Origin of the sequence: Paenibacillus sp. FSL R10-2734 (genome assembly GCF_037963865.1) — a bacterium.
Classification (GTDB): domain Bacteria; phylum Bacillota; class Bacilli; order Paenibacillales; family Paenibacillaceae; genus Paenibacillus_AQ.
Map to the genome: position 1 here is coordinate 5197331 of NZ_CP150170.1, position 25597 is coordinate 5222927.

A 25597-nucleotide genomic window follows, 5' to 3' on the forward strand; every position below is an offset into this window, starting at 1 on the left:
TCTCTTGTTGCTTATTGTTAAACGCTTACTGTTTACTGCTTACTCATATCTTATCCGATTTTGTCAGCGCTTTCTTTCCATTGCTTATCTACTTTTTAGGCAAAAATTGATTTTTATCTATTCTGTTTCTATATCAAAGAAAAGAAACCTTACTACCACAATGAAGTGGAGTAAGGCTTCTTTTGTTCTAGTTCGTTGTAAAATGTGCTTTCGTATAATCAACAACACTAGTGCTATCTTTACTTCGAAATCGGTACTGTAGCGGTGTCGTCTCATAAATTTCTTTGAAATCGCGGATAAAGGACTTATTATCTCCAAAGCCACATTCATTTGCAATATCAGTCATCGTTAAGTCGGACTCCACCACCAGATTTCGTGCATAATACAAGCGAATACGGGTCAAATATTCTTTGTAACCTATTTTCATATATTTTTTGAAGCTTCTTGAGAAATGCTCATCACTGAAGCCAAACTCTTGCGCTATTCGCCCTAAAGTCAAATTTTCAGGGTAGTGCTCATTAATATATGAGATTATTCTTTTATATCGCTCAGCGTATTTTTCCGAATAGATCTCTGGCGCCGCTTCTTTCTCTACCTTGAAGTTCAGCAGTAATGTGTGCAATATCTCATACATTTCACTATGGAGCAGTAAATTATAAAATTCATCCCGATTGTGAAAAATATGAAGTGAGGTATCTAGTGCCTTGATTAGCTTCTGATAACTGTCATGTGTACGATCGAGAACAAAGCGAATGTTATCAATTTCCGGATAGATCTCCTTCAGAAAATCATACGCAAACAGCATGGAACAGCCTGCCCGCTTGCCAACAAACTGATATTCATGTGGTATACCACTATGAATAATCTCAACGTCTCCATGTTTCAAATTTTTGGTCTCTCCATTTACCCAAAGTGTCATATCTCCACCAAGAATATAAAGAATTTCTATACTGCGATGCCAGTGTCTGGGGATCTTGGGATTCATCTTTTGCACGACTCGATGTGAAAAAATTTTCAGTGGAAAACTCTCTGACATACGATTGATCTCATAAACACCACGTTCCATAGCAACCTCCTGGAAAATTCAGACAAGCTAAAACGCCTTCGGCGTCCTTTTAGGACGGTAAGCGTTTATGCGAGAATTATAAGGATAAAGTATATCGTGAAACTTATACTTTCTTATAATTTTAGAAAACCTATATCGAAGCCTATACATAGATGAGCGGCCTTTGAATCTGAAAGCATCTGTTCCTATACATCACTCCTTACGTTTCCTAATCGCCTTATTGGTACAATTTCTATCCAGCCCGTTAGCAATCGACATCATCAGCTTGATCCGGTTGGCCTGATTCACTACGCTGACGCCGGCATCATAGTCGATGACAGCGATGTTTGCGCCGGGATACAACTGCTTCAGCCCCTTGGCCAACCCTGCTTAATCCAGCGCCACTTTCACCGGTTTGCGGTACATTTCAAGATAGGAGATCAACATCCGCTGCTCAATTCCGCCGTTGAGATAGACCGGACTTTTACCATTTATATATTTTGTCTGGGGAATCGGCCATTCATTCTATAGGTGGTTTCCCACTCCTAGCGTCCAGGGTTTCTCCATGATAGCTTGCTGCTTTCACTCTTTACCTACAACGTCTTCAAAGGAGCTTAATTTACACATTTCAGAAAGCTTATTTGTATTAAAAACTACGTCTGCTGACATCGCCGCAATTTCCTCTGTAGCTGCCGCCTGACTCTCCGAGGACAGGCTTGTTTTGACAATCTGTTCGGTGATCGTCTTAATCGCAAGATTCATTTCTTTGAGCAAGGCTTCAACTTTTTCGGCTGAATGCTGACTCATGTTAGACAATTTACTCATTTCTTGGGCGACAAAATTAAAGCCGCTGCCCGCTTCACCCGCTCTTGCCGCCTCAATCCGGGCATTCAATGAAAGAAGCTGTGTCTGCGAGGAAACGTTCTTAATGGATTGAATAATTCCATCAATTTCGTGGATATTATTATTGCTCTGTTCACTGAAAACCAATGTCTTATTAATAAAACCAGATAAATCCTGGCTACTTGAAGCAATGTCTCCAATCCCCTCATTCAACTGAGACATTGAAGAAAGTAAGGTTGACGCAACTTCTTGTATGTTGTTCTCTAGCTCCAAGTTTTTGACCAGAATTACAATCCCGGCAACCTCAGATTGCTCATCGAGAACAGGAGTTACCATCCCTTTGGCAGGTAAGCCATAGGCGTGAGGCGGAGTGAGCGAAACGAAAGATTTTTTTGACCTTATTACTTTTTCAATTCCTTCGTTAACATCAACTTTCATTCCAACCTCGAAACTGGTTTTCAGCTTAATTCCATCTGCCTTTGCTAAAACATTCATTGTAGGAACGTCGATAACTGCAACTGCAACTGCAACGTCCTCCCCCAACACCTCTAAAAAATTAGGAAGTGTTGCAATAAAGGCATGAAGATTTTTGATGTGCATACTTATCTGCTCCTACTTAGTAATGTTTTTGAAGATCAGATCATTAACTCTACCGAGCTCTCACTTACTTCTAAATATCTACCGATATGGAGTAACTTTTCTATTCTGGCATTTACCAAGTCATCAACTGGAATTTCATTTACATAATTGAGATGTTTATTAATATATTTTTTAATGGTATCTGCTTGGACTTCAAAATCCTTGTGTGCCCCACCACTTGGTTCGGGAATAATTTCATCAATTATTCCGTACTCCATTAGATCGTTAGAAGTTATTTTTAAAGCTTCAGTGACTTCTGACACCCTCCCTGCATCCTTCAATAATATTGACGCAGCAGCATTTGGAGATGCCACAGCATATAATGCGTTTTCCAGCATTAACAATCGATCTCCAACACCTAAGGCTAAAGCACCTCCGCTTCCTCCCTCACCAATGACAATATTTATAATTGGAACCCTTAACTTCGACATTTCAAGAAGATTTATTGCTATTGCTCCAGATTGCCCCCGCTCTTCGGCAGCCATCCCGGGATAAGCACCAGGAGTATCAATAAACGTAATTATTGGTCTTTTAAATTTCTCAGCTTGTTTCATTAATCTTAAAGCCTTGCGGTATCCTTCTGGGTGGGGCATACCAAAATTCCGTTTTAAATTATCTTTCATATCTTTACCTTTTTGATGACCAATTACAGTGACCGTATTTCCATTAAATCTAGCCAACCCGCCAACAATAGCATCATCATCACCAAATAATCTATCACCATGTAATTCAATGAATTTTTCAAATATTCTATTAAAGTAATCTAAAGTCGATGGTCTCATTGGATGTCTAGCAATTTGCAACCTTTGATAGGCCGATAAACTCTTGTATATCTCTTCTTCAACCTTGTTATAGCGATCTTCTAATCTTTGAACTGCTTCCCTTAAATCATATTTTTTTTCAACAGCAAATGATTTAAGTTCATTAATCTGTCTTTTTAATTCTATTAATGGCCGTTCAAATGGCAGTTCATATGACATATAAAAGCACCTCTTAGGATCTTGACTTTTGGATAAATTAAGATTTTGTTGTGCCGTTTGAATTAATATGTAAATCTATAATATCAATTATTGAATCTCTTAGATTTCTCCTATGAATTACACCATCTATTTGACCATGTTCTAGATAAAATTCAGCGGATTGGAAGTCTGGTGGAAGTTTTTGTTGGATGGTTTGCTCAATGACTATCCGCCCCGCAAATCCAAATGTAGCACCTGTTTCAGCAAAGATATAATCCCCTAACATCGCGAAACTAGCAGAAACACCACCAAATGTTTGATCAGTAATAATTGAAATGTATAATCCGCCTGAGTCGCTAAATCGCCCAATTGCAGCGCTTGTTTTCGCCATTTGCATTAAACTAAAAATGCTTTCCTGCATTCGGGCTCCACCAGAGGTAGAACAGATAATTAATGGAACTTTTAACTCCTGTGCTCTATTTACAGCTCTAACAATTTTTTCTCCTACTACTGAACCCATCGTGCCTGTAAAAAAGTCATAACTTAGCAAAGCGATACTCACAGGGAAACCTCCAAGTTTACCCTCACCTGTTATGATTGCGTCATTTAACCCGGATGATTGTTTGGCTTTACTAAGTTTCTCCTTATACCCTACAAAATTAAGCGGATCATCAGAAGTCAAAGCTCCATCAATTTCCTTCAATATACCCTCATCTAAAAAAAATGATATTCTCTCTCTGGCAGTTAAACGAAAATGATAGCTGCATGAGCTACACACATTTAGATTCTTCTCCAATTCCTTTGTATAGAGGATAGAATTACATTTCGGGCACTTTTTCATTAAACCGTTAGGAATAACATTTTCTCTTTTTCTTTTAATCTCTTGACGTTGTGGTACAACGGCATATTTTTTTTTATTGGTAATAAAATCTCTGAATGAAATAATACTCACCTCACTAGTTGAACTTCTACCACGCACCTTCTGGATCACAATCACCAGACTTTCGCCCTTTAGGAACGAAGTATAAAATAAGATTAGGTTCTGTTCAATAAACAAAAGGGGCAAATATGTCGGTTACGGAACATCTTTATTAATTGTGTTGAAAAATATAGAAGCCAGTCCAAATAAAAATGCAGACCGATTTATCATTAAATCGACTGCCTTCTTAATTTATAACTAACAAATTAAAATATCTTCTTTCTCCATAGTGTCAATCCGATCCAAATAACCAGAATCAATGCTATTATCAATGTGATAATCCAAGAGATAGGATCCTTATCAGCAATAGGTAAGACCACATTCATACCAAAGAAACTAAATACAAGTGTAGGCAGAGTTAAAAAAACTGTAAATATCGTAAGAGTCTTCATTGTATTATTCAATTCATTTGATATTAGTGAAGAATATGACCCCGTAATACTGTCCAAAATTCTTGTATATAATTCTGTGGTCTCAATACCTTGATTAATTTCAATTCTTACATCTTCTAAAAGATCTTTGTCATCCTCATATAACTTTACGGAATTGTAACGGAATATTTTGGTGACTACATCCGCATTAGCCCTTAATGATGTGAGAAAATAAACTAAACTTTTCTCAATATCCATTAGGTCGTAAAGTTGCTTGTTCGTTAATGAATCACGCAAATGACTCTCTATTTTTAGGCGTTGTTTGTTAAGTAATTTTAATTTTTCTATATATTGAGTTGCGATTGACAATAATACCTCTAATGCAAAACGATTTTTCATAGTGGTGTTAACATTCTTCTTGATTAAATTTTCTAAAGGGCTTGTTGATTGGTTGCAAACCGTAACAATGTAATCCTTTCCTAAAATAATACCAATAGGAATGGTAATATAAGAAACAAATTGTTGGTTATTAACGTCAATAATAGGAAAATCATTAATAATTAATGTGCAATTCGTATCTTCGTCATATTGAATCCGAGCACTTTCTTCTAAATCTAAAGGATCTTCTAAAAATTCGATTGGGATATTATAAAGTTGAGATACCTCTTGAATTTCTTCTTTTGACGGTGCGGTAATATTTATCCAGCAATTCTTTTCGAATTTATCTCTGATTTCCAGCATTCCATTACGAGCGGATTTATAGGTAGTCAACACCATATATCACTCCCTTCTATTACTAATCTTAAGTTAAGAGTGTTGGCAAGTACCAACAGTGTACTTCTTTTTCTTTCTTTTGGATGAAGTCCTTCCGCATCTCTATGAGGAGTATTTAGGTGAAGATGAGGTATAATTTTATCCACTCCCCATAAAAAAATACCTCCTAATAAAAATCCAAATGCACCCTAATTTGATTAGAATCAAAATGCTTTACGGTAGAATAATTTTGGTTTTAATCAAAAAACAGTATATTATTTATTAGTTCCACCAAAATTAAGGCAAAAAAACGCTAAGCCTTCATTTATGGACGACTTAGCGTTTGTTTACCCTAAACCCCAATAATCGGAACTTTCACTAATCTCTCAAGGGAATTACTGGTACCAGAAGGAAAGAATCATACTGTCCACCAGTATAAACCTTATGCGTTCCTTTGTTCACTGTATCTTTGTGTTCATAACCTCTTGAGATTGTTGGGTTGTCATCGACAACGAGGTCGCTGCCTTTTAGGACTAACACCAGACTTTCCCCACTCTTGAGGAATACGCTTGAAGGCAATATTTCAATTTCTACTGGCACGATCTCGCCTTCGTTAAGCTTCAACAATCTCTTGTGCTTAAGTACAGGTTGAGATGGAGTAGATTTCTCAGTATCCAGCTCTCTATGGGAAACTCTTAGCCATCCGCTAGACACCTGACCATTTTCAAGATGGTTAAAGTCAGGCATGAATACTTCATTGCCGCGTTTGTCGTATTTCTTAACACCTACAAATAGATCCATATCATCCGTGTCATCCGTGGAGACCCACAGCTTAAGCTTCATATTACCGGTGACTTCCATGTCCTCGTCGGCTGTAAATTTAAACCGCAAATCACTGTTTTGAGTCTGACCAGGCTCAGCAATATAAGTGAGTTTGGAATCGTTCTGAACAGGTGTTTGTTGCAAGGACATTTCTTCGCCATTCAAATAATATTCGGAATATTTGGTTTGTGGAATCGGCCATTCATTCGCATTGCGAATATGTCCCTTATAAAATTTCTCAGGAACCTCATAACGTACCCGAGGTGTATCCATCCAATCATTCTCAATGCCCTTCAGGAAATAATCGAAGAAATCCTTCTGCTGTTCCAGCGATTCACGCAAATAGTAGGTTTCCCATTCTTTGCGGTTATGAACCAGCAACCACTTGTTATCGGATGAAGACTGTTTATAGCCTTCAAAGGTTCCGCGGTTATGCAACCCTTGGGTGGACCAGCTCGCGGCAACAAACATAGGTACCTTGATATCGGACAATGTAACTTCTCTTTCTTCCCAATGCTCATCGAGTAACGGATGTTCTTTTTGTTCCGCTACCATAGGTTCGATGTTGTTATTTGGCCAGCGGGTATGATGCAACTTCTCGAAATCAGAGGAGAACAAGGTTTCTGGTATTCCACCGTGGAAGTACCATTCCCGGTACAGGTCAGAAGTTCCTTCCCAAGGGATGATCGCTTTCAAATGAGGCGGATTCATAGCAGCTACCCGCCATTGCGTCATAGCTAGATAGGATACACCGTTTAGACCTACGTTGCCATCGCTCCACTCCTGAACGCCAGCCCATTCGATGATTTCATAATAATCTTCCGTTTCCGTTTTCGTCCAAGGATAAAGGTCACCTTCGGAATTTGAACTGCCGCGCGTTGCGATTTTAACCAATACATAATCGTTTGGCACCCAGTAACCTGGATCCGGTGACTCAAATGGCGCATAAAGAGAGGTAACGATCGTACCTACTGTAGGCCATACTTGACGAAATATTTCATAAGGAGGTAGACCATCTTTATTATATGGATCCATGCTCATAACCACTGGGAACTTCCCAGGCTTGTTCGGACGGAATACATTGACGTAGACAGTGACCCCATCCCGCATTTTGAGGGGAACATCTTTTTCCATGATGACTTCTTGATTACCGTAATGCGCAGTAGTCATGACTATGTTGTTCAAGCCTGGTTTAGTGTCATTGGGATGTGTTGGTTTCAGATCAGGTCGGCCTAGAAATTTGTTCATTAGTATTACTTCCCTTCGATTATAAATTAATTGTTGTTATTATTCGGTAAATTTTGTTGTATTTATCCATCATAGATGTTAAGTTATATGAATAATAACGAACAACCTGTTGTTTATTACACTTCGAAGTATAGGATAAGATTAAGTTCTAATCAATAATCAAAAATGGTGAATGTGTTGGTTACGGAACACCATTAACAGTTGTGTTGGGAAAAAATAAGGAGGGATTGGATTGGCTAATAATAATCTTGATTTACGTGTCATTCGGACAAAGGAATCGATTCGACAAGCACTTGTAGAGTTAATTAATGAAAAAGGTTTTGATGCACTTACAGTTAAAGACATAACAACTAAGGCGAATATTAATAGAGGTACATTTTATGCGCACTATCAAGACAAATTTGATTTAATGACTAAATGTGAGGAAGAAATTATGCTTGATATGTCCACAATTACTAAGCAAAAATACCCAAGTGTTATAGCCGCACTCGAAACTGACTCTGAGACGTTAATGCCATTCTCCTTTACCGTTTCATTATTTGAGTATTTAAATTTAAATAGTGGATTTATGAAAGCTGTGTTAGGTCCAAAAGGGGATTTAACATTTCAAACAAGATGGAAGGAATTCATGTGGAAAACACTCTATGGAAATAATCCAACCGCATTTATGAAGGAAGAAAATCTTCTTGTTCCAGGGCAATATTTAGCTGCTTATATGGGAACTGCAATCATAGGGGTTATTCAAAAATGGCTCGAAAGTGGCACGAAAGAATCCCCTCTAGAAATGGCTCGTATCCTAACTACCCTTACGGTTAATGGTCCCTTATTTGCAGCTGGTTTAAAAAAATAATGACTTCATACAAAGCGCCGCCAATACCTAAATAAGGGATGGCGGCGCTTTTTCTAAATATTACATATGTTCTATACAATAAATGAATACGAAGCTCTTATGATATCCACATATACAAAAAGACAATTTAACAGGACTTTGTTTATAGGATATAGTCATCTCATAACAAAGAAAGGAGCTACAATTATGGAACAAAAACTTGCACGCTCTGTCTCAATTATCGGTACCAGCACTCTTCCTCAGAGGTACTTTGATGATCCTATGTATGAAGGCCTTTCCATTTATGAACTTTGGGCTTGTGCCTGTCATCAGGCAATGGAGGACGCCGGGGTTAAACCTCGCGACGTTGATAAAATAGTATATTCACAGATGGCCAATTATGTAACTGCTGGTAATGTGCTAGGCATGGTAGGAACTCTGGAGGAATGGATCGGTCTGGCTGGAAAGCCTATCATTCATATCGAACAGGCTTGCGCCAGCGGCTATATTGCTTTTATGGAAGCATGTAATGCTGTTGCATCTGGCAAATGTGACATTGTCTTGGTTGCAGGAATTGAAACCCCGAAACACTTCAATGCAAGAAATCAACCAGCACATATGATACGTCCTATTGCTGAGTATGAAGAGTGGTGGTCACCAGGTAGAGCTTTGTTTGACACTACTTATTATCGTTTTGACGGTGTTAGCGATAACTTGCTTACTGATGAGCAGGCAAGACTCTATATGAAGAATTATGGCGTTTCTGAAGAAACCATTGATGACACCTATAACGCTATGGCAGTCAATCTTCGTCGTAATGCTTCGCGGAACCCTCGTGCCGCTGAAAGACGTGAGTTTGCAGAAATCGCTAAAGAAAATGGTTTTGACGATGTTATGGAATACATGAGATCTGAGGAGCACAATCGTAAGATCACTCGCTTTATTCGCAAAAGAGGCAGTGTTCTTCACAATGTAGCTGCCGGAGCTATCGTTGTGTGTTCTTCTGATATCGCTAAGAAGTTTAGTCAGAAACCGATTGAGGTTATCGACTTCGCGAGCTCATCTAATACACAGAGATTCCCTTACTGTTTCCATCAGATGAATGTAGATGTTCGTGATGCCCTTTACAAAGACGACATTGATCCTAATGAACTTGATTTAATGATTACTACAGTTATGACTTCGGGTGAGCAGCTCGATAGCGCTGAAGTATTTGGTTATCTGCCTGAAGGTAAGGGTTACCAGTATGAATTAGATGGTAGAACCTGTTTCGATGGGGATAAGCCTATTAACCCGCACGGTGGCGACCTTAGCTTTGGTCATGCCTTTGGTGCTTCTGGCATCAATATGCTTAGCGAAGCTATTCTCCAAATGCGCGGCGAAGCTGGAGACTGTCAAGTCCAAAAAGATGTACAAAAATGCTTGGTACGCGGCATGGGTGGCGGTCACACCACTGTTGGTATCATCCTTGAGAAAAAGTAAGAAGGAGGAATTTAGAAATGTTTAAACTGCGGCCAATTTTGAAAACTTATTATGATGCACTGGAAGAAGGCAAAGTTCTAGGCATGAAATGCCAGGAATGTGGAGATGTTGTATGGCGTCCCCTGCCTACCTGTCAGAAGTGCGGCAGCACTGATTTAGAATGGTTTGATATGGGTGATGAAGCCGTTATCGATGAAATCATCTTTGAAAATACCAATCTGAAGGGCGATTATACCTTCACAAAAGCTAATCAGAATTTCGTAAATAAAGAGCCCTACTGCATTAGCATTGGACACTTCGAAGACGGAAATCAATTTCATGCTGCATTATATGGTGTAAACGAAGATAATGTGGATGAACTGATCAGCTCGTTGCCTCTTACCGCCAAGGTAGAGTTTATTCAGATGGACGGTGGCTTCAAATCCGTTGGATTCAGAATCAAAAATTAGTTAGAATCTCTCTGCTCACAATTCCGGATCTCCGAAACCGGAATTTACAGCCACAATATGTGACTAAGGGCTTGGAAGCCTTCCGCCTTCCAAGCCCTCATTATATCTTGCTCTATTTTGCACCCTGCAAAGTTTACACAGAAATTAGGTCACACTCACGTGAGTTGTTCAGTTCGTTGGAACTCATTAATTCAGATACAAATTCCGGAATGATTGGATTTGTATTATCTTTTTTAAATGCTACTACGAAATCCAAATCGTTATCAATTCCTTCTATGTTCAATACCTTAATATCATAGGTTTCAGCAGGGCTATTTATTTTGTTTGTAGAATGCAGAAAGGTGATGCCTTTGCCTGAACCCACTAAAAGCAATGCTTTTTCTGCATCATTTACGTAATAGGAAGCATTCGGTGAAAATCCATGTTTCATGCATAAACTGGTAGCATAATCTACGGTAAATGGAGAAACTTTACGTTCAAGCATTATAAAATTCTCATTCGCTAATTCCTTCATATCAATAGAGTCATATTTAGATAAACGACAGTTCCGTGGAACTGCGATTTGCAGTTTATTCTCTTGAAGCTTTATACACTCTATATTTGGAATAGAATCAATGCAAGTATTTAATGCAAATACCAAATCGCATTTGTCAAATAGAAGATGATGTCTTAGTTCGGTTGGACTGCCCTGTGAAAGCGAAAAATCAATGCGCGGGTGCTTTTTCGTTATAGATTTCAGCGTATGCTGCATGAGCTTGGTATCAAGAAATCCTTGATATCCTATACTCAGCAATCCCGTTATGTTGCCATCATCATCATCTCCTTGCTTCACAATTTCCCGAATATTATCACATCTTCTTATGATTTCCGTGGCTTCATGCAAAAAGCGACTTCCTTGCTCTGTCAAAGTTAGCGAATGTCTACCGCGCACAAAAAGTTGCACTCCCATTTCTTCTTCAAGGTCTTGTATTTGTCGGCTTAAAGTTGGCTGTGTCACATATAGGTGCTCGGATGCTTTCGTAAAACTTGAGTATTCTGCTACAGAAATAAAATATCTCAAACTCAGTATATTCATACGTAACTCCCTCTCTATGTGAAAAAAAACACAATTAGATGTATCAAACTAAATAAGAATATCAAAGAACCTTACGTAGTTTGATTATATCTAATTTATTGGTTATTAGAAAGGACAAGAAGATGCAAAAGACAAAAAAGAAAATCTATTACGGTTGGTTCGTAGTGCTTGCAGCTTTTCTATGCACTTTCGCTTCAACCGGTTTGATGATTTACTCGTTCAGCTTATTTTTAGTACCGATGTCTGAGTCGCTCGATGTACCGAGGACTTCGATAGCTTTAGCATCGTCAATCTTCACCATCTGCATGGGCGTGGTCAGCGCCTATGTTGGCAACCAGGTCTCCAAGGGCAGAGTAAAGAAGCTGATTCTCATTGGTGTGATTCTGCTAGGAGGCGGAAACGCTCTACTCTCTATCACGAACTCGCTCCCTGTGTACTATATGTGTTATGCACTTGTCGGTATTGGTAGCGCTTTTACGGGACCAGCAGTAACCAGTACCTTGGCGACAGCATGGTTCGATAAACGCCGCGGTCTCGCCACAGGCATTATCAGCTGTGGTGCCAGCGTGTGTGCCATATTCGCGCCATCCTTTCTCGCTACCATAATGGACTCGTCGGGAGTACGGGCTGCTTATCTCGCTAACAGCGCGATCGTAATCGTTCTGCTGCTCATTGCGTTGCTGTTGGTGAAAACGAAGCCTCAGGACATCGGTCTTCTGCCTGATGGGCTTACCCAAGAGGAATTCGAAGCGACACCGCCCAAGAAACGCCCGGTCCTCATTGGACTCACTCGCAATCAGGCCATGAAGACACCTGCCATGATTCTTGTTTGTATCGCATTTGCTGCGCTCGGCTTCGGACAGATCGGCGTCATGCAGAACGCAGCCGCTTATTTAAGCGACCTAACGTTTAACACGAAAACTATAGCATCTGCACTCGGTTTCATTGGTTTATCCGGTGGCGTCAGCACAATCTTCTTCGGATGGTTGTCGGACCGAATCAATCCTAAGCTTGTATTTTGTGTTGGAAACATGCTGTTGCTAGTAGCTACCCTCATCCTCACCTACACTGAGCCGGATTCTGGGTACGGCTGGCTAGTCTCCTATGGCATCCTGTTCGGCTTAGGCATGGGAATCTGGGCTTCTGCTGTTCCCCTCGTCATTATAAAGCTAGTAGGTCCCATGAACTTTGGCGCGATCTGGGGACTCGCTTTTGCTATCCGGTCAATCTGTGGTGATACACTCGGTGTCCCAACGATCTCAAAGATAGCTGAAACAGCAGGGTATAGGGTAGCTTTTTGTGTCGCGATAATCGTCTTCGCCGTATCAGCAGTGCTCATCATCGTTGCAAAGAAGCCGAAGGCGTTCTTAGAGATGCAAGAAGCGGCCGGCCAAGTCAAAAAAGCATAATGGTATCCAGTTTTCTGCCGAGCAATGCTAGATTGCATGCAAAAGCTTAAACCGGATCTTAAAGTCTTCGAGAGTTACATTTAAGTTTATTGATTGGTAAAAGGCCGTGACTGCCCTCTTGCACACAGAAGAAACCCGCTCCGGCCTTTGTAATGGCTGGGCGGGCTTTTATTTAGACAAGTCCCCTTAGTAAAACCAATGGTTAGCTTATTTCAGGGTATCCAGGAGACTCTTAAGCTCCAGATTAGTCTCTAGAATGTGCAGTACAATAGTTAACGCTTCGGCACGGGAAGCCTGCTTGGCTGGAAGGAACATACCATTTCCCACCCCGCTAATGATGCCGACTGCCGCCGCTTGCTCGATCTGCTCCTTATTCCATGTCTTATCCAGATCCGTGAAGCTGGAGGACGCTGCATTAATGCTGTTTAGGTTAATGATCCTGGAGATCATTGCAATAATCTCGGCGCGGCTGATTTCCCGATCAGGCAGGAATGTGCCGTTCGGGTAGCCGGAAATTACACCTTTTTGCTTCAGGGCGGTAATTGAAGCTTCGGCCCAGTGACCGGAAATATCACTTAAGGAGCTTTCGCCAGCGTTGCCTGCAAAGCCAAATACCTTAGCAAGAATCGTAGCGAACTCCGCACGGGTGATGCTTGTATCCGGCTGGAAGCTGCCGTCTTGATAACCAGTAACCAATCCTAACTTCGTAAAGATACCAATGGTGGAGTCAGCCCAATGAGAGGAAGTATCCTTAAATTTCAGCGGTTCCGGATTGGACTTGGCATCCTCAATTTTTTGGGCGAAGCTGGTTAGCACATTGTCAATATAAACGACATTGTCCATGAATTGCACTCCCGGCTGAACGGGCGCTGGTGTTGGTGTTGGTGTTGGTGTTGGTGTTGGTGTTGGTGTTGGCGCTGGTGTTGGCACTGGTGTTGGCGTTGGTGTTGGTGTTGGCACTGGTGTTGGCGCTGGTGTTGGTATTGGTGTTGGTGTTGGCACTGGTGTTGGCGCTGGTGTTGGTGTTGGTGTCCCAGCCTCTCTAGTAAGCGCTTCTACTGCTGCTTTAATTGCTGCTGTTGCTTCAGCCACTTCCTGCTGTGTAACATTCTCCTTTGCAGCTACATCTTTTCCTGCATTCAATTGAACTACTAATACTGCCCAGCTGTCCGCTGTGTAGTCTGCTTCTTTTAATGCTTCTACAGATGCTATTGCATCATTCAGCGCCGTTTTATCAACAACTTGCGGATCTACAGCTACAAGTGCTTTTACTGCTGCTTTAATTGCTGCTGTTGCTTCAGCCACTTCCTGCTGTGTAACATTCTCCTTTGCAGCTACATCTTTTCCTGCATTCAATTGAACTACTAATACTGCCCAGCTGTCCGCTGTGTAGTCTGCTTCTTTTAATGCTTCTACAGATGCTATTGCATCATTCAGCGCCGTTTTATCAACAACTTGCGGATCTACTGCTACAAGTGCTTTTACTGCTGCTTTAATTGCTGCTATTGCTTCAGCCACTTCCTGCTGTGTAACATTTCTCCTTTGCAGCTACATCCTTTCCTGCATTCAATTGAGCTACTAATACTGCCCAGCTGTCCGCTGTGTAGTCTGCTTCTTTTAATGCTTCTACAGATGCTATTGCATCATTCAGCGCCGTTTTATCAACAACTTCTGGATCTACTGCTACTAGTGCTTCTACTGCTGCTTTAATTGCTGCTGTTGCTTCAGCCACTTCCTGTTGTGTAACATTCTCCTTTGCAGCTACATCCTTTCCTGCATTCAATTGATTTACTAATACTGCCCAGCTGTCCGCTGTGTAGTCTGCTTCTTTTAATGCTTCTACAGATGCTATTGCATCATTCAGCGCCGTTTTATCAACAACTTCTGGATCTACTGCTACTAGTGCTTCTACTGCTGCTTTAATTGCTGCTGTTGCTTCAGCCACTTCCTGCTGTGTAACATTCTCCTTTGCAGCTACATCTTTTCCTGCATTCAATTGAGTTACTAATGCTGCCCAGCTGTCTGCTGTGTAGTCTGCTTCTTCTAATGCTTCTACAGATGCTATTGCATCATTCAGTGCCGTTTTATCAACAACTCCTGGTTCCAAGGTGTCAATTGCTATCGGTACCTTTACATCATTGTAAGTAAAATCGCTGATTGTGATATCAATTGCTGTTTGTCCCCCGCCGGAACCTGCATAGAAACCTACAGAAAGATTTGCACTTGCTGCCAAATTTGCATTTGTAGTAGTTTGGGGTGTTCCTTTGTTGGTAATTGCTGTCCAATTCACACCTTCATAGCTATAGGAATTAATAAATGTATTTCCAACTTTTTGAATCTTAACGTAAACATCATTATTATAATTATCATCTGCGTTGTAATATTCAGAGGTAGCTCCTGAGGCGGTTGACATTACGCCGAACGCCTGAGGGTGACTTCCCATGATGCCGCTATGATAACGCCGTCCTGCTGCTACCGATGAGCTATTTGGATTCGCTTTATTAAAGACTGTTATAAATCCACCCTGATAATTTGTCCTAAGGCCACCGGAAATCTTAGCAGTGATGGTGAAGTCTTTATCGCCTTCCGGTACATCCATAGAGAACATGTTTTTCCAGTTATTAGCGCCAAGTACTCCCGTTTCTGTTGTAATTGTTGCTGAATCGGCATTATTGATAATAACATTTTCACTTGGATTAAGAATTGTCCATTTATCACCATCAAGAACATACCTTGGAGGTGTAACCTTTACTTTAATTTCTGCTTTTACAGTTTTGTCGTATGCAGAAGCTACCGTTACTGTAGTCTCACCTTCGGCAACGCCTCTGATTAAACCGTTCTGATTTACAGTTGCGATTGTTTCGTCTGCAACACTCCATATAACATCTTTGAATTCTGCTTTTTCCGGACTGAGTGTAACTACAACCGGATCAGATAAATATCCTTTTTCTACCATCACTTCTGCAGGATCAGCAACGATTGAAGTGATGCTATCCAACTCTGCTGTCGGAACTGCACGTAATGCATATCCGCCGCCATAAAGTACATTTATGTCTAATACTGTTTCGTTTGTAACATTCGGGATAATATCCATATTTACGTCCCGTCTGTCGTTTTCTCTGTAAAGCACTACTGTATACTCTGTGCCTGCGTCAAGGGATTCTAATGGAACTTTCATCGTTCTTGGATTCACACTGATTCCAGAAACATACCAGTTAGTTCCGGCTCTTCTTGCTATGCTCAGATATTGGCCAATTACACCGTCAACAAATTCTGTTGCATCCCATTTTTTCGGGTAATTTTTATAGTAGGACATTCCTTCCGGAATACTTCTATAAACCTCCGGCGTAGAACCCATACTATGAATTCCGTCTTCAATCAACGCTGTCAATGCGAACTGGAATCCCATAGTAGTCTTGTTATAATCCTTAGATCTGATTTCTTCTGTAACCTCTGCCGGTCCAATTGCCGCTCGGATAAATGGAATCATTGTGTACTGTTCCGCAGTAATACCTCCTGCTTCCTGTCCACGGATTGCTTCACGTCCATATACGTTTGGATAAGTACGAATTTCACCGGTTGGTTTATTTGCACCATGTGCAAGAACCATGAGCTTGTACTTCGCCGCATCTCTATACAGATCATCATAAAGCTGCATACGCTCCTGGCTTTCCCCATCAAAGAAGTCCGGCTTGATGCCTACGATACCTTGTGCAGCCCATTCAGAAAAGTGCCTGTCGCGTTCTTCCTGTGTATCAATATCTCGTACATGTACCCATGCCCACAATCTAACTCCTTTTTCTTCTGCATAATTTTTTACTGTCGGCCACCAGTCACGCATACCACTAACGTTTCCACGACCGCCCAGATTCCAGCCTTCATCAAGGATATAATAATCCCATCCTATTTCAGCTCCAAATCCAATCCAGTTCAAATGTGTTTCAGCTTTCGACTGATCACTGATTCCACTTCCCCAGTTAGCTACCCATGACCAGGAAGATAAACCTGGGTCTACCCATGATTCATAGTCATATGTTTCGTAATCTGCCGGAGTACTCAGATTTTCAATCATTGTATTTTCTACAATGTCTTTCGTAGCACCTGTGATTGCCGCTCTCCATGGAGATTTAAAAGGCGTCGTTGTCACTACATCCCCCGTTTGTGACTTAGAGAATGAAACATCTAACATCCCATTTTCTTTTACTGTAAGCATAGAACCACTGAAACTTCCGTTGAGGTCTGCTTCTGAGAACAGCGTCCATACACCTTCTGTTCCATACAAGAATGGCATGGAGGGAGTAGAGTTCACTGCTAATCCTTCCGTAGTAGTTACTTGATACTGACTTTCATAATTCCATGTAGCCGAAGTATAGTTCATCCAATATACATCTGCTTCTTTCGGAAGCTGCAAGCCTGATACTTCATCACTGATTCTAATCTCTTTTTCCCCATCTGTGCGGACAGCATATCTGTATGCCGTTCCATCATCATAGGCGCGGATTATCAAATCAAATTCAACAGAATTATCATTTTTCCTTGCGAATGTAAGCGTCTGTTCCTTATAGTGATTTGTATATTCATCACTCTTACCGGAAAGCACCTTATAGCTTTCGTTGATTTCTTTCACTTCTGAAGCTTTTTTTAATACAAGGCCACTTGAAAAGTCACCTAAGCTGGTTACTAAACCAAGTGGTGATGTCCCAATATTTTCTACGCCATTCTTTTCCGCAGTATATTGAAGAACTCCACCTGTGATCATTTCTACCGTCATCTTTGTATTTCCATCTGGAGATGAAAGTTCCCATGATTCTTCTGCCTCAATATCTCCAACTTGAATTGCCAGAGCAGCTGTTTTTGTAACTTCGCCCAATGTTGCTTCGGCAGTAATTACTACATTGCCGTTACGTGCACCAGTAACAACACCGTCTTCACTAACCGTTGCCACATCTTCATCACTGCTTGTGTAGACTACTGAATCAAATTCTGTGATTTCATTTTCATCATAATCTGCACCTGTCACGTTAAGCGTTTGTGTATGTGCAGCACCTACACCCATTTTCGCTTCACCAGAAAGCACGACGGATTTTAACGCACTTGAATTTATAGCGAAGGGTACCGCTTCACCACCGATTCTCAGATCAGAGAACGTAATTTTTGTAGGTGTCGCCCCGCCACCGTTTGCCGCAGCGATTCCTAAATAAATGTTCTCAGGCGCAATGAGTGCATTGCCCTTATCTATATACTCTACAGCGCCACCCGACACAGTAGTATCAATAATCTGATTCCAATTTTCTACGTTTTCACTGTACTGCGCTGCATAGTAACCGTAGACTCTTCCGTTCCGCTTCTCCAGTCTCAGATAAAAATCATTGCCGATGGCTGCAGCACCTTCGTAATACTCGTTGTTTGAAGTAGTATTCTGCATAAGACCCATGAGCTTGTTTGTTCCATACTTTCCACTAAGAAATCCATGCTGTCTGCGAACCACAGCAACGGCATTCTCACGGTTCTTTCCGCTTGCGATCATCAGATGAGCCCCATGATAGTTTGCCGTAAAATCCCCACTTACTTTCACAGTAAAATCATAGTCCGTCTGGTTCGGAAGCTGATAGTTAAGAATGTTTTTCATTCCCCCAGCATCATTAATTGCTCCACCTTCAGTTGTGATAGTAATACTTCCATCCTCATTAACAACAAGGTTTCCTGCTGTCGGGTTTGCTACTTCCCATGCACTATCCAGCACCATGCTTACTTCTCCCGCAGCTGGCAGCTCCTCCGCAAGTGTAGGCGCTACATTACCCAAAAGCATCTCGCTAGACAGGACAAGCGCCAAGACCCATTTTAAAATTTTCTGTTTTCTCTTTTTCACATTAACCCTCCTTTTTCTTTTCTGTTTATTCCGCCATTGGGTAATCCCTGATTGGCTTCTACTGCTAGAGTGTAGCATGAATGTTATCGCTTACATGAGTAAGATAATTAAGGTTGACCAACTATTTTTTACGGTCCCTGCGGATTCTTTTATCCTACCCATGTGTGACTTTTCCCTTCTTATCTCAGCATCTGCTTGTATTCTGTGGGGGAGTAACCTTCGATTTTTTTGAATATATTCGTAAAATATCCCGGATTGATATAGCCCACCAGTTCCGCCGCTTCTTGGATCTGCATATCGCCTACGGCTAGAATTTCCTTCGCCTTATTAATACGTAGCTCCGTCAGAAAACGCATGATCGTAGATCCGGTTTTCTGGTGAAACACCGTACTAAGATAATTCGGTGATACCTGAAAATGTCCGGCAATTCTTGTGGTTCCGATCTCTTCCCTGTAGTTGGACTTCATATACTGGATAACCTTATGGACAATATCCTGTGGCGGCTCATCTTTGTTCATCCGCTGAAGTAAGACATCCCCGTGCACTTTCAAAAGTTGGATATTCTTGGCAAAAAAAGCATTAGGCTCGAGTTGCACACACAGTGTCGTATTCAGGTAATCATAGAGCGCTTCCCTGATACCGCTGCCCTCCAAGACATTCGGCGATTCCGCAGTAAACTGCTTCATCTCGAACAGCTCATCCATATAACGGGTATATTTCTTTTCTATGTACATCTGGACCAGGTGCTCCATTCTATTACATAACTCAAATTGTTCCTCGTTGAAATGCCGGAAGGAACTCGCGTTCCAAATTTTCCCCAGACCCTTCAACATACGAAAAACTCCGCGATCAATCATCCGTTTCACCTGCTCGTGGATTTTATCAAGCGCTAACTGTGCCTGTGAGGAGACCACCGTCAACCTAAGTCCTGAAGAATTGTCGGGATTATCCATCATTTGCTGCAAGCGCAGAAAGAAACTGTCCAGTAATTCCTTGTCCTGAGATCCGGGACGCGAGGCTCCAACCACAGCAGCATGACCAACGGGAAGAATCAGCCAGGTCAGAAGCAGACCTTGGTCCACGAATTCCGCAAAAATCTGATTGATATAGGTATAGACTTTGTTAAGCGGTATGGACCATGTCTCCTCTTCGAGAAGATAGCGATCGGCGAATACGACTGCCATTTGAACTTGCATGATGGGATGTTCATTCAACCCAATTGCAGCGCTTTCCGACCCATAATTGTGATTCCATACGGCATTCGCAAACCGCCTTTGCTTGCTGGCGAAGCGCTCCTGCACCGTAGTCTGTGCCATCAAAAGCGCCTCCCGCAGTTCACCCAGACTCAAAGGCTTGAGCAGATAATTTTTGACCCCAAGCTGGATCCCTTCTTGAGCAAACGCAAACTCCGAATAGCCCGACAGAATGAACCACTCCGTATCAGCAGAGCCTGCCTTTGCCTGACGAATGGCTTCAATTCCGTTCATACCAGGCATCTTGATATCCACAAAGGCAATATCAGGACGTTTCTCTAATACAATATCTAGCAGTTCAATCCCACTGCCTGCGACACCAACGATTTCCCAGTCACCCTTGATTTCACGAATCATACTGAGGAGTGTTTGCTGGGCCAGAAATTCATCATCCGCGATCACTATCTTCATCTAAACACGTCCTTCATCGGAATTTTAATATGAATGCTTGTACCGTCCCCAACGCTGCTAACTAGCTCAAACTCCCCATTTGGAAAAGCAAGCAACAGGCGATCCTTAACATTAGTCAAACCTACACTTTTGTCAGTGTTATCTATGTTAAAGCCTATGCCATTGTCAACTACCGTGATGGAGAGAAATGAGTCCTCATGGATTTGAGCATTGACCTTCATTTCTCTTGGATAATTTAGAGGTTCAATCCCGTGAATAATGCTATTCTCGACCAGTGGCTGCAGTAATAGCTTTGGAATCTGGATATCCATACACGCTGTATCAAAAGTAATATGATATTGAAGACGGTCATGAAAGCGGAGTTTCTGTAACTGACAGTACCAGGCAAGAAAATCACATTCCTCCTTGATACTCGTCCAGTCCCGCTGTCCAAGAATATATCTAAGCATTTTGCTGAGGTGAATAATCGATTCTTCCAGCTTTTCCTGCTCACCAATCCGGTTAAGTCCAATAAATCCATTCAGAATATTGTATAGAAAATGGGGCTGGATCTGGGCTTGAAGCGAGCGATACTCCGCTTGCTGCTGGTTGAATTTCGCCTGGTATTCTCTCACAATAAGATCCTCGACCTGATGGATCATCCGGTTAAAAGCTAATCCGATCTGGGCCACCTCATCCTTGCCCCTGACCTGCAGGCGTGTCTGTAACCTACCAAGCTCCACCTTTTTCATCGTAGAGATAATCTCTTGGAAGGGACGAATAATCCATTTAGATAAAAGAAAAAAGACAATAACTGTCAAGAATAAGCCGCAGATCGCGAACAAGACGCCAATAACATAGATCCACCTAAGCTGATTGATGATTTCGGAATTCGGCAAAAAAAAACCAGCTTCCATTGAGATGTTCCAATGTCCCGTTGTATTACTTGATATGTATCCTTGTCATCGCTTACACTGTCTGAGGATTTGTCTACACTTTCTAGCATAGAAGGCGTCAATTCTGCGTTGGAATAGACCACGCGATGTTCGTCATCAAGCACTGCAATCGTGGAATTGACATTGAAGCGAAAATCCTGGATCAGTTTCTTGAGCACCTGAGTATCAGCATCGGCAATAATAACGGCAAGCTGCATCTCCGTATCGGGATCTCTAATTATTCTGGCAACGGAAAAAACATCCGTAAGCAGCGGTTGCTTCAAATAATCCTGCTTGTGGCTACCAATAAATACGGCAGAACCATTCGCCTCAAGCGCTTTACGGTACCATTTGGTAGATGTAAAAGGGTAATTGTCTACCGGTGTGGTCAAATCTGTTGATTTGGCATAAATGGAGCCGTCGGGTGTGACCAATGTTGTCCCTGAAATATCCTCGCGCGACATGCGAATAAAATTGTGAAACTTTTCATTCAGTGCATTATCCATCCTCAGCTTTTCTATCGGCGTGAGCTGGATTTCATCGTTCTGCTTGGCCTTATATTTTAGTGCCTTCATAATGTCACTGTCGAAATACGGTGTTAAGGTCAACCGTTCCAATTCATTGAGATACGTCTCTATATTTTTCGTGAAGGAGGCGGACATGCTCTCAGCGTATTGTGTATTCTGCTTGATCATTAATTTTTGAAAATAATTTGGAAAAAAGAATACAATGATTACGATTGGAATGACAATCGTCCAGAAGTAAAGCATCACCAGCTTGAAACGAAAAGAACCCGGTCTCATCTCTATTTGTCCCCCTTCGCTTGGCTGTTAGTTGGACAGCCGCTCCTCTTCCTGTTTCATAACTTGCTCAAATTTCACTGGAGTAATTTCACCTGCCAGCAGCTCTATGCCTAGTCGCCGCACCACTTCCCACATCCCGTTTGGCAAATAAATACGATCAAAATACGGAATTACAGGGACATCCTTATACTGTTTATAAAATGGCATAAATTCATGCTGAGGTGTGATCCCCTTTAAGCCCGGTGGAATTTTGACAACATCTGCAATTTTTTTCATATTGTCCGGCTGAGCAAAAAAATTGACTAACAGCTTTGCCTCCTTTAGATGACTAGAATTTTTCCAGATACCAAGCGTGTTGCGCTCCCCTCCCGAAAAAGTAGGAACCGCTCGCTCATTCATAGAGGGAACTGGCATTATGCCGATTTTGGTACCGGTATTAATCTCATATGCATCGTCTGCAAAGGAGGGTGAAGCAAAGGAAAAAGCCACTTTATCCTCCGCAAACAATTTCGGTAGCTCACTGTATTTCACCGTTAAAACATCTTTATTGATATAACCCTTATCGAACATTTCCTTCCATATCACAGCAATGCGTTCCCACTGCTTCCAGTCATCTCCCGAATTCTCCAAAAATCCGTTTGCGAAATAATCAAAATATTGTCCAATGGTCCAAGAATCGACCCCAGAGAAAAAAAATGGAACAACCTGCCCATGGCTTTCCTTCACGATGATATCTGCCGCAGCCATTAATTCATCATAAGTTTTCGGAACCCGAATATGGTATTTTTCCAGAACATTAATGTTATAAGAAAATCCATCTCTCGCCTCGCTGACCGGCAACACGTACACCTTCCCCTGGTCATCGGTCACTGCGGACTTAATCGTATCTGTCAGCTGCTTTGCCCACGGTGCATCACTAAGGTCCTCAAGATATTTGCCATAACGTATCTTGGCCCAGCCATGTGTATCAAAGATATCCGGTAGTTCATTGGTGGACAGCTTAACCTTTAGAATCTCCTCATACTGAAAACCAGGAAATTGCAGTTCTACCCGAATCTCCGGGTTCTTTGCTTCAAAAGCACGGGAGATCGCATAGTACACGTTCTGCACCCTAACATCCGTAACGTACATGTAGACGGATAGCTTCACTTGCCTGGAATCCTCTTTTTTAGAACCACCACCGATTCTTACTTCATTTAACTTATTGGCGGTTGCCTTAAAATTTGGAGCAGAGCAGGCCTGGAGCACAAGAGCTAAGATTTGCAGCAAACCCAATGCCGTAATCCAGTATCTTCTCATTTTCACGTTGCCTCCACATGTATTAGAAATTTTATTCATACAGAGTAACATAAAGTAATGTTTACGCTTACAAAAGAAAACGTTTAATCATCGTTAAATTTTTAATCTTTCAATTTATTGTGGTTTATATTACCATTTCAATCATCCTATTGTATTTCCAAGTCAATGTACATCCATTTTTCTCATGTGATATTCTTGAATACTACTGTAATAAGACAAAGGGGCTGCAATATACAGAGAAGGGGTGTCCCAAAAGCCATGAATAGGCTGATAGGACCACCCCTTAGTTTTGGAGTAGGATAGGATTAGGACAAAGAAACAACCTTTTTCGAATCCTGCGATTCGAAAGTAGCCAGAATGACCTTGAGCGACTTCAGGCCTTCTTCGCCGGAAATGCTCGGTGGTGTATTCGTTACAATGCTTTCCACGAAAGCGTCCATGATGCCGCTAGGCACTTGCTTCTCGTTCGTCGCCATCGCACCGACCTGATACTTCTCAACCGAGCCGTCACGAAGCTCGACTATAACTTGATCAACCGGATGCGTACCGATATGCATAACACCATTCTCGCACCACAATACCGTACTGTTGTCGCCGCCTTTATAATACGTCCAGCTGGCAACTAACGTGCCGACCGCTCCACTCTTCATGCGCAATATGCAGGTCGCGTTATCGTCTACATCGGTCCCTTCTTTGTGCAGCGTGTTCACGAAAGCAGCGACTTCAGCCACTTCATCGCCAAGAAGCCAACGGATCAAATCGGCTTTGTGAACGCCAAGGTCGCCCATCGCGCCCATGATAGCTTCCTCCTTGCGGAAGAACCAACTGTCGCGGCCATCAATACTCCAGCGTTCAGGTCCCGGATGACCGAAGGACGTACGGAAGGAAATGACTTTACCCATTTTACCAGTTTGCAAAATTTCTTTAGCCTTTTGGTGAGGCGGCATCAGACGTTGGTTCTGACCCGCCATCAAGAACACGCCGTTCTTTCTTGCAGCTTCAATCATAGCCAAAGCGTCTGCTTCGTTCGTTGCCATTGGCTTCTCCACAAGCACATGAGCTCCTGCATTCGCTGCTGTAATTGCATATTGAGCGTGCAGCACGTTCGGTGTACATACACTGACGGCATCCGGCTTCTCCACCTTCAGCATTTCTTCATAGTTTGTATAGGCTCTTCCGCCGCGCTGTAGCGCATAGCCTTCGGCTCGTTCTAGAACTAGATCGCAAAAACCTACAAGTTCAACGTTAGGATTCGCCGCGTATTCCGGAATATGTCTCTTCTTAGAAATGGACCCACAACCCACAACCGCTACTTTAATTTTGCTCATCTCTGCTTTTACTCCTTTTGTAATAGTATTCAAATTTAAATTAAAATTGGGATAAATAATTTTGTTTCAGCCAGTTGTAGCTGGTAGCAACACTTTCAAGAGGCGGGTTTGCAGAGCGATCCTGCTCTACGATAATCCATTCAACACCCGCGTCCGAGCCGGCCCCAATTACAGCGTGCAGATCGATCTCGCCTTCACCTAACTCAACCGTATTGATATCTCCATCCACGACACCTTTGAAATCTTTCAGATGAAGCAGCGGCAAGCGGCCTGCATATTTCGCAATGTATTGCAGTGTGTTCAGACCTGCGAATTGAACCCAGCCTGCATCCAGCTCCACTTGCAGCGCCTCTGGAGTAACGAATGCATATATGGCATCGAATGCGTATTGATCGTTTACTTTCATCTCAAATTCGAACGCATGGTTATGGTAAGCAAATTCAAGCCCTTTTTCCTTCACCTGTTGGCCTGTTTCCGCAAAAAAAGCGAACAAGCTTTGCCATGCTTCAGGTGTTTGGCGATCCTCAGCAGCAATATGCGGGCAAATGAGATAAGGAGCGTCAATAGCACGCAAATATTCAATTTCTTTATTCAAATCAGCCTTCATTTTGGTAATACTTACATGAGCGCCAATTGCTTTTAAGTTCAATTCTTGCAGCAGTTCCTTCAGCGCTTCCGCAGACAAACCTCCGTAACCTGCAAATTCTACCCCTTCATAGCCGAGTTCAGCCACACGACGAAGTGTACCGGTAAAATCTTTAGCCAATTCCCCGCGCACAGTATGCATCTGCAAACCAATACCCATTCTTCTCATCGC

At 41.9% G+C, this 25597-nt stretch carries 20 protein-coding genes; 4 read left to right on the forward strand and 16 right to left on the reverse strand.

From position 1 onward, the window contains the following. Positions 1-187: 187 nt before the first annotated feature. The 7 genes from NSS67_RS22760 to NSS67_RS22790 all read right to left on the reverse strand — a co-directional run bounded on the left by NSS67_RS22760 (position 188) and on the right by NSS67_RS22790 (position 7659). Positions 188-1066, reverse strand: a complete 879-nt coding sequence (locus NSS67_RS22760; RefSeq protein WP_339315906.1) for an AraC family transcriptional regulator — start codon at positions 1064-1066, stop codon at positions 188-190. A gap of 192 nt (positions 1067-1258) precedes the next feature. After that, positions 1259-1408: a hypothetical protein gene (locus NSS67_RS22765; RefSeq protein WP_339315908.1), complete on the reverse strand. Its 150-nt coding sequence runs from the start codon at positions 1406-1408 to the stop codon at positions 1259-1261. Positions 1409-1627: 219 nt separating this feature from the next. Continuing rightward, a complete protein-coding gene (locus tag NSS67_RS22770; RefSeq protein ID WP_339315910.1) occupies positions 1628-2488 on the reverse strand; it encodes a methyl-accepting chemotaxis protein in 861 nt (286 codons plus the stop codon). Between the two features lie 35 nt (positions 2489-2523). Beyond that, entirely contained in the window at positions 2524-3507 is a 984-nt protein-coding gene (locus tag NSS67_RS22775) for an acetyl-CoA carboxylase carboxyltransferase subunit alpha (RefSeq protein WP_339315911.1), read from the reverse strand. Between the two features lie 37 nt (positions 3508-3544). Continuing rightward, on the reverse strand, positions 3545-4429 hold the full coding sequence (gene accD / locus NSS67_RS22780; protein WP_339320673.1) for an acetyl-CoA carboxylase, carboxyltransferase subunit beta: 885 nt from the start codon (positions 4427-4429) through the stop codon (positions 3545-3547). Positions 4430-4671: 242 nt separating this feature from the next. Then, positions 4672-5613, reverse strand: coding sequence for a magnesium transporter CorA family protein (locus NSS67_RS22785; protein WP_339315912.1), 942 nt, complete (start codon positions 5611-5613; stop codon positions 4672-4674). A 354-nt stretch (positions 5614-5967) separates the two neighbouring features. Next, entirely contained in the window at positions 5968-7659 is a 1692-nt protein-coding gene (locus NSS67_RS22790; protein ID WP_339315913.1) for a CocE/NonD family hydrolase, read from the reverse strand. 232 nt (positions 7660-7891) lie between these two features. Between NSS67_RS22790 and NSS67_RS22795 the strand changes: the two genes are divergently transcribed. The 3 genes from NSS67_RS22795 to NSS67_RS22805 all read left to right on the forward strand — a co-directional run bounded on the left by NSS67_RS22795 (position 7892) and on the right by NSS67_RS22805 (position 10419). Next, complete coding sequence (locus NSS67_RS22795; protein ID WP_339315914.1) at positions 7892-8509, forward strand: TetR/AcrR family transcriptional regulator; 618 nt, start codon at positions 7892-7894, stop codon at positions 8507-8509. 186 nt (positions 8510-8695) lie between these two features. Then, positions 8696-9970 carry a thiolase family protein gene (locus NSS67_RS22800; RefSeq protein ID WP_339315916.1) on the forward strand — a complete coding sequence of 425 codons (1275 nt, stop codon included), beginning with the start codon at positions 8696-8698 and terminating at the stop codon, positions 9968-9970. Positions 9971-9987: 17 nt separating this feature from the next. Then, entirely contained in the window at positions 9988-10419 is a 432-nt protein-coding gene (locus tag NSS67_RS22805; protein WP_339315917.1) for a zinc ribbon domain-containing protein, read from the forward strand. A 133-nt stretch (positions 10420-10552) separates the two neighbouring features. Here the strand turns inward: NSS67_RS22805 and NSS67_RS22810 are convergent, their stop codons facing one another. Then, the gene (locus tag NSS67_RS22810; RefSeq protein ID WP_339315918.1) at positions 10553-11494 is read right to left on the reverse strand and encodes a LysR family transcriptional regulator; all 942 of its coding nucleotides are present in this window, start codon (positions 11492-11494) and stop codon (positions 10553-10555) included. A 122-nt stretch (positions 11495-11616) separates the two neighbouring features. Between NSS67_RS22810 and NSS67_RS22815 the strand changes: the two genes are divergently transcribed. Next, on the forward strand, positions 11617-12903 hold the full coding sequence (locus tag NSS67_RS22815; RefSeq protein WP_339315919.1) for an MFS transporter: 1287 nt from the start codon (positions 11617-11619) through the stop codon (positions 12901-12903). 207 nt (positions 12904-13110) lie between these two features. Here NSS67_RS22815 and NSS67_RS22820 read toward each other — a convergent pair whose 3' ends face one another. From NSS67_RS22820 to NSS67_RS22855, 8 genes are all read right to left on the reverse strand, one after another. Then, a complete protein-coding gene (locus NSS67_RS22820) occupies positions 13111-14421 on the reverse strand; it encodes an S-layer homology domain-containing protein (RefSeq protein ID WP_339315920.1) in 1311 nt (436 codons plus the stop codon). Then, positions 14414-18772 carry a glycoside hydrolase family 97 N-terminal domain-containing protein gene (locus NSS67_RS22825; protein WP_339315921.1) on the reverse strand — a complete coding sequence of 1453 codons (4359 nt, stop codon included), beginning with the start codon at positions 18770-18772 and terminating at the stop codon, positions 14414-14416. The genes NSS67_RS22820 and NSS67_RS22825 overlap by 8 nt, the downstream gene beginning before the upstream one ends. A 179-nt stretch (positions 18773-18951) precedes the next feature. After that, positions 18952-20436 (reverse strand): response regulator, encoded by a 1485-nt coding sequence (locus NSS67_RS22830; RefSeq protein WP_339315922.1) that lies wholly within the window; start codon positions 20434-20436, stop codon positions 18952-18954. After that, complete coding sequence (locus NSS67_RS22835) at positions 20433-21332, reverse strand: sensor histidine kinase (protein WP_339315923.1); 900 nt, start codon at positions 21330-21332, stop codon at positions 20433-20435. Before NSS67_RS22835 ends, NSS67_RS22830 begins: the two co-directional genes overlap by 4 nt. After that, positions 21233-22153: a cache domain-containing protein gene (locus NSS67_RS22840; protein ID WP_339315924.1), complete on the reverse strand. Its 921-nt coding sequence runs from the start codon at positions 22151-22153 to the stop codon at positions 21233-21235. The genes NSS67_RS22835 and NSS67_RS22840 overlap by 100 nt, the downstream gene beginning before the upstream one ends. A 27-nt stretch (positions 22154-22180) precedes the next feature. Further along, entirely contained in the window at positions 22181-23452 is a 1272-nt protein-coding gene (locus NSS67_RS22845) for an extracellular solute-binding protein (protein WP_339315925.1), read from the reverse strand. 305 nt (positions 23453-23757) lie between these two features. After that, on the reverse strand, positions 23758-24780 hold the full coding sequence (locus NSS67_RS22850) for a Gfo/Idh/MocA family oxidoreductase (RefSeq protein ID WP_339315926.1): 1023 nt from the start codon (positions 24778-24780) through the stop codon (positions 23758-23760). A 40-nt stretch (positions 24781-24820) separates the two neighbouring features. Then, positions 24821-25594: a sugar phosphate isomerase/epimerase gene (locus NSS67_RS22855; protein ID WP_339315927.1), complete on the reverse strand. Its 774-nt coding sequence runs from the start codon at positions 25592-25594 to the stop codon at positions 24821-24823. Positions 25595-25597 lie beyond the last annotated feature (3 nt).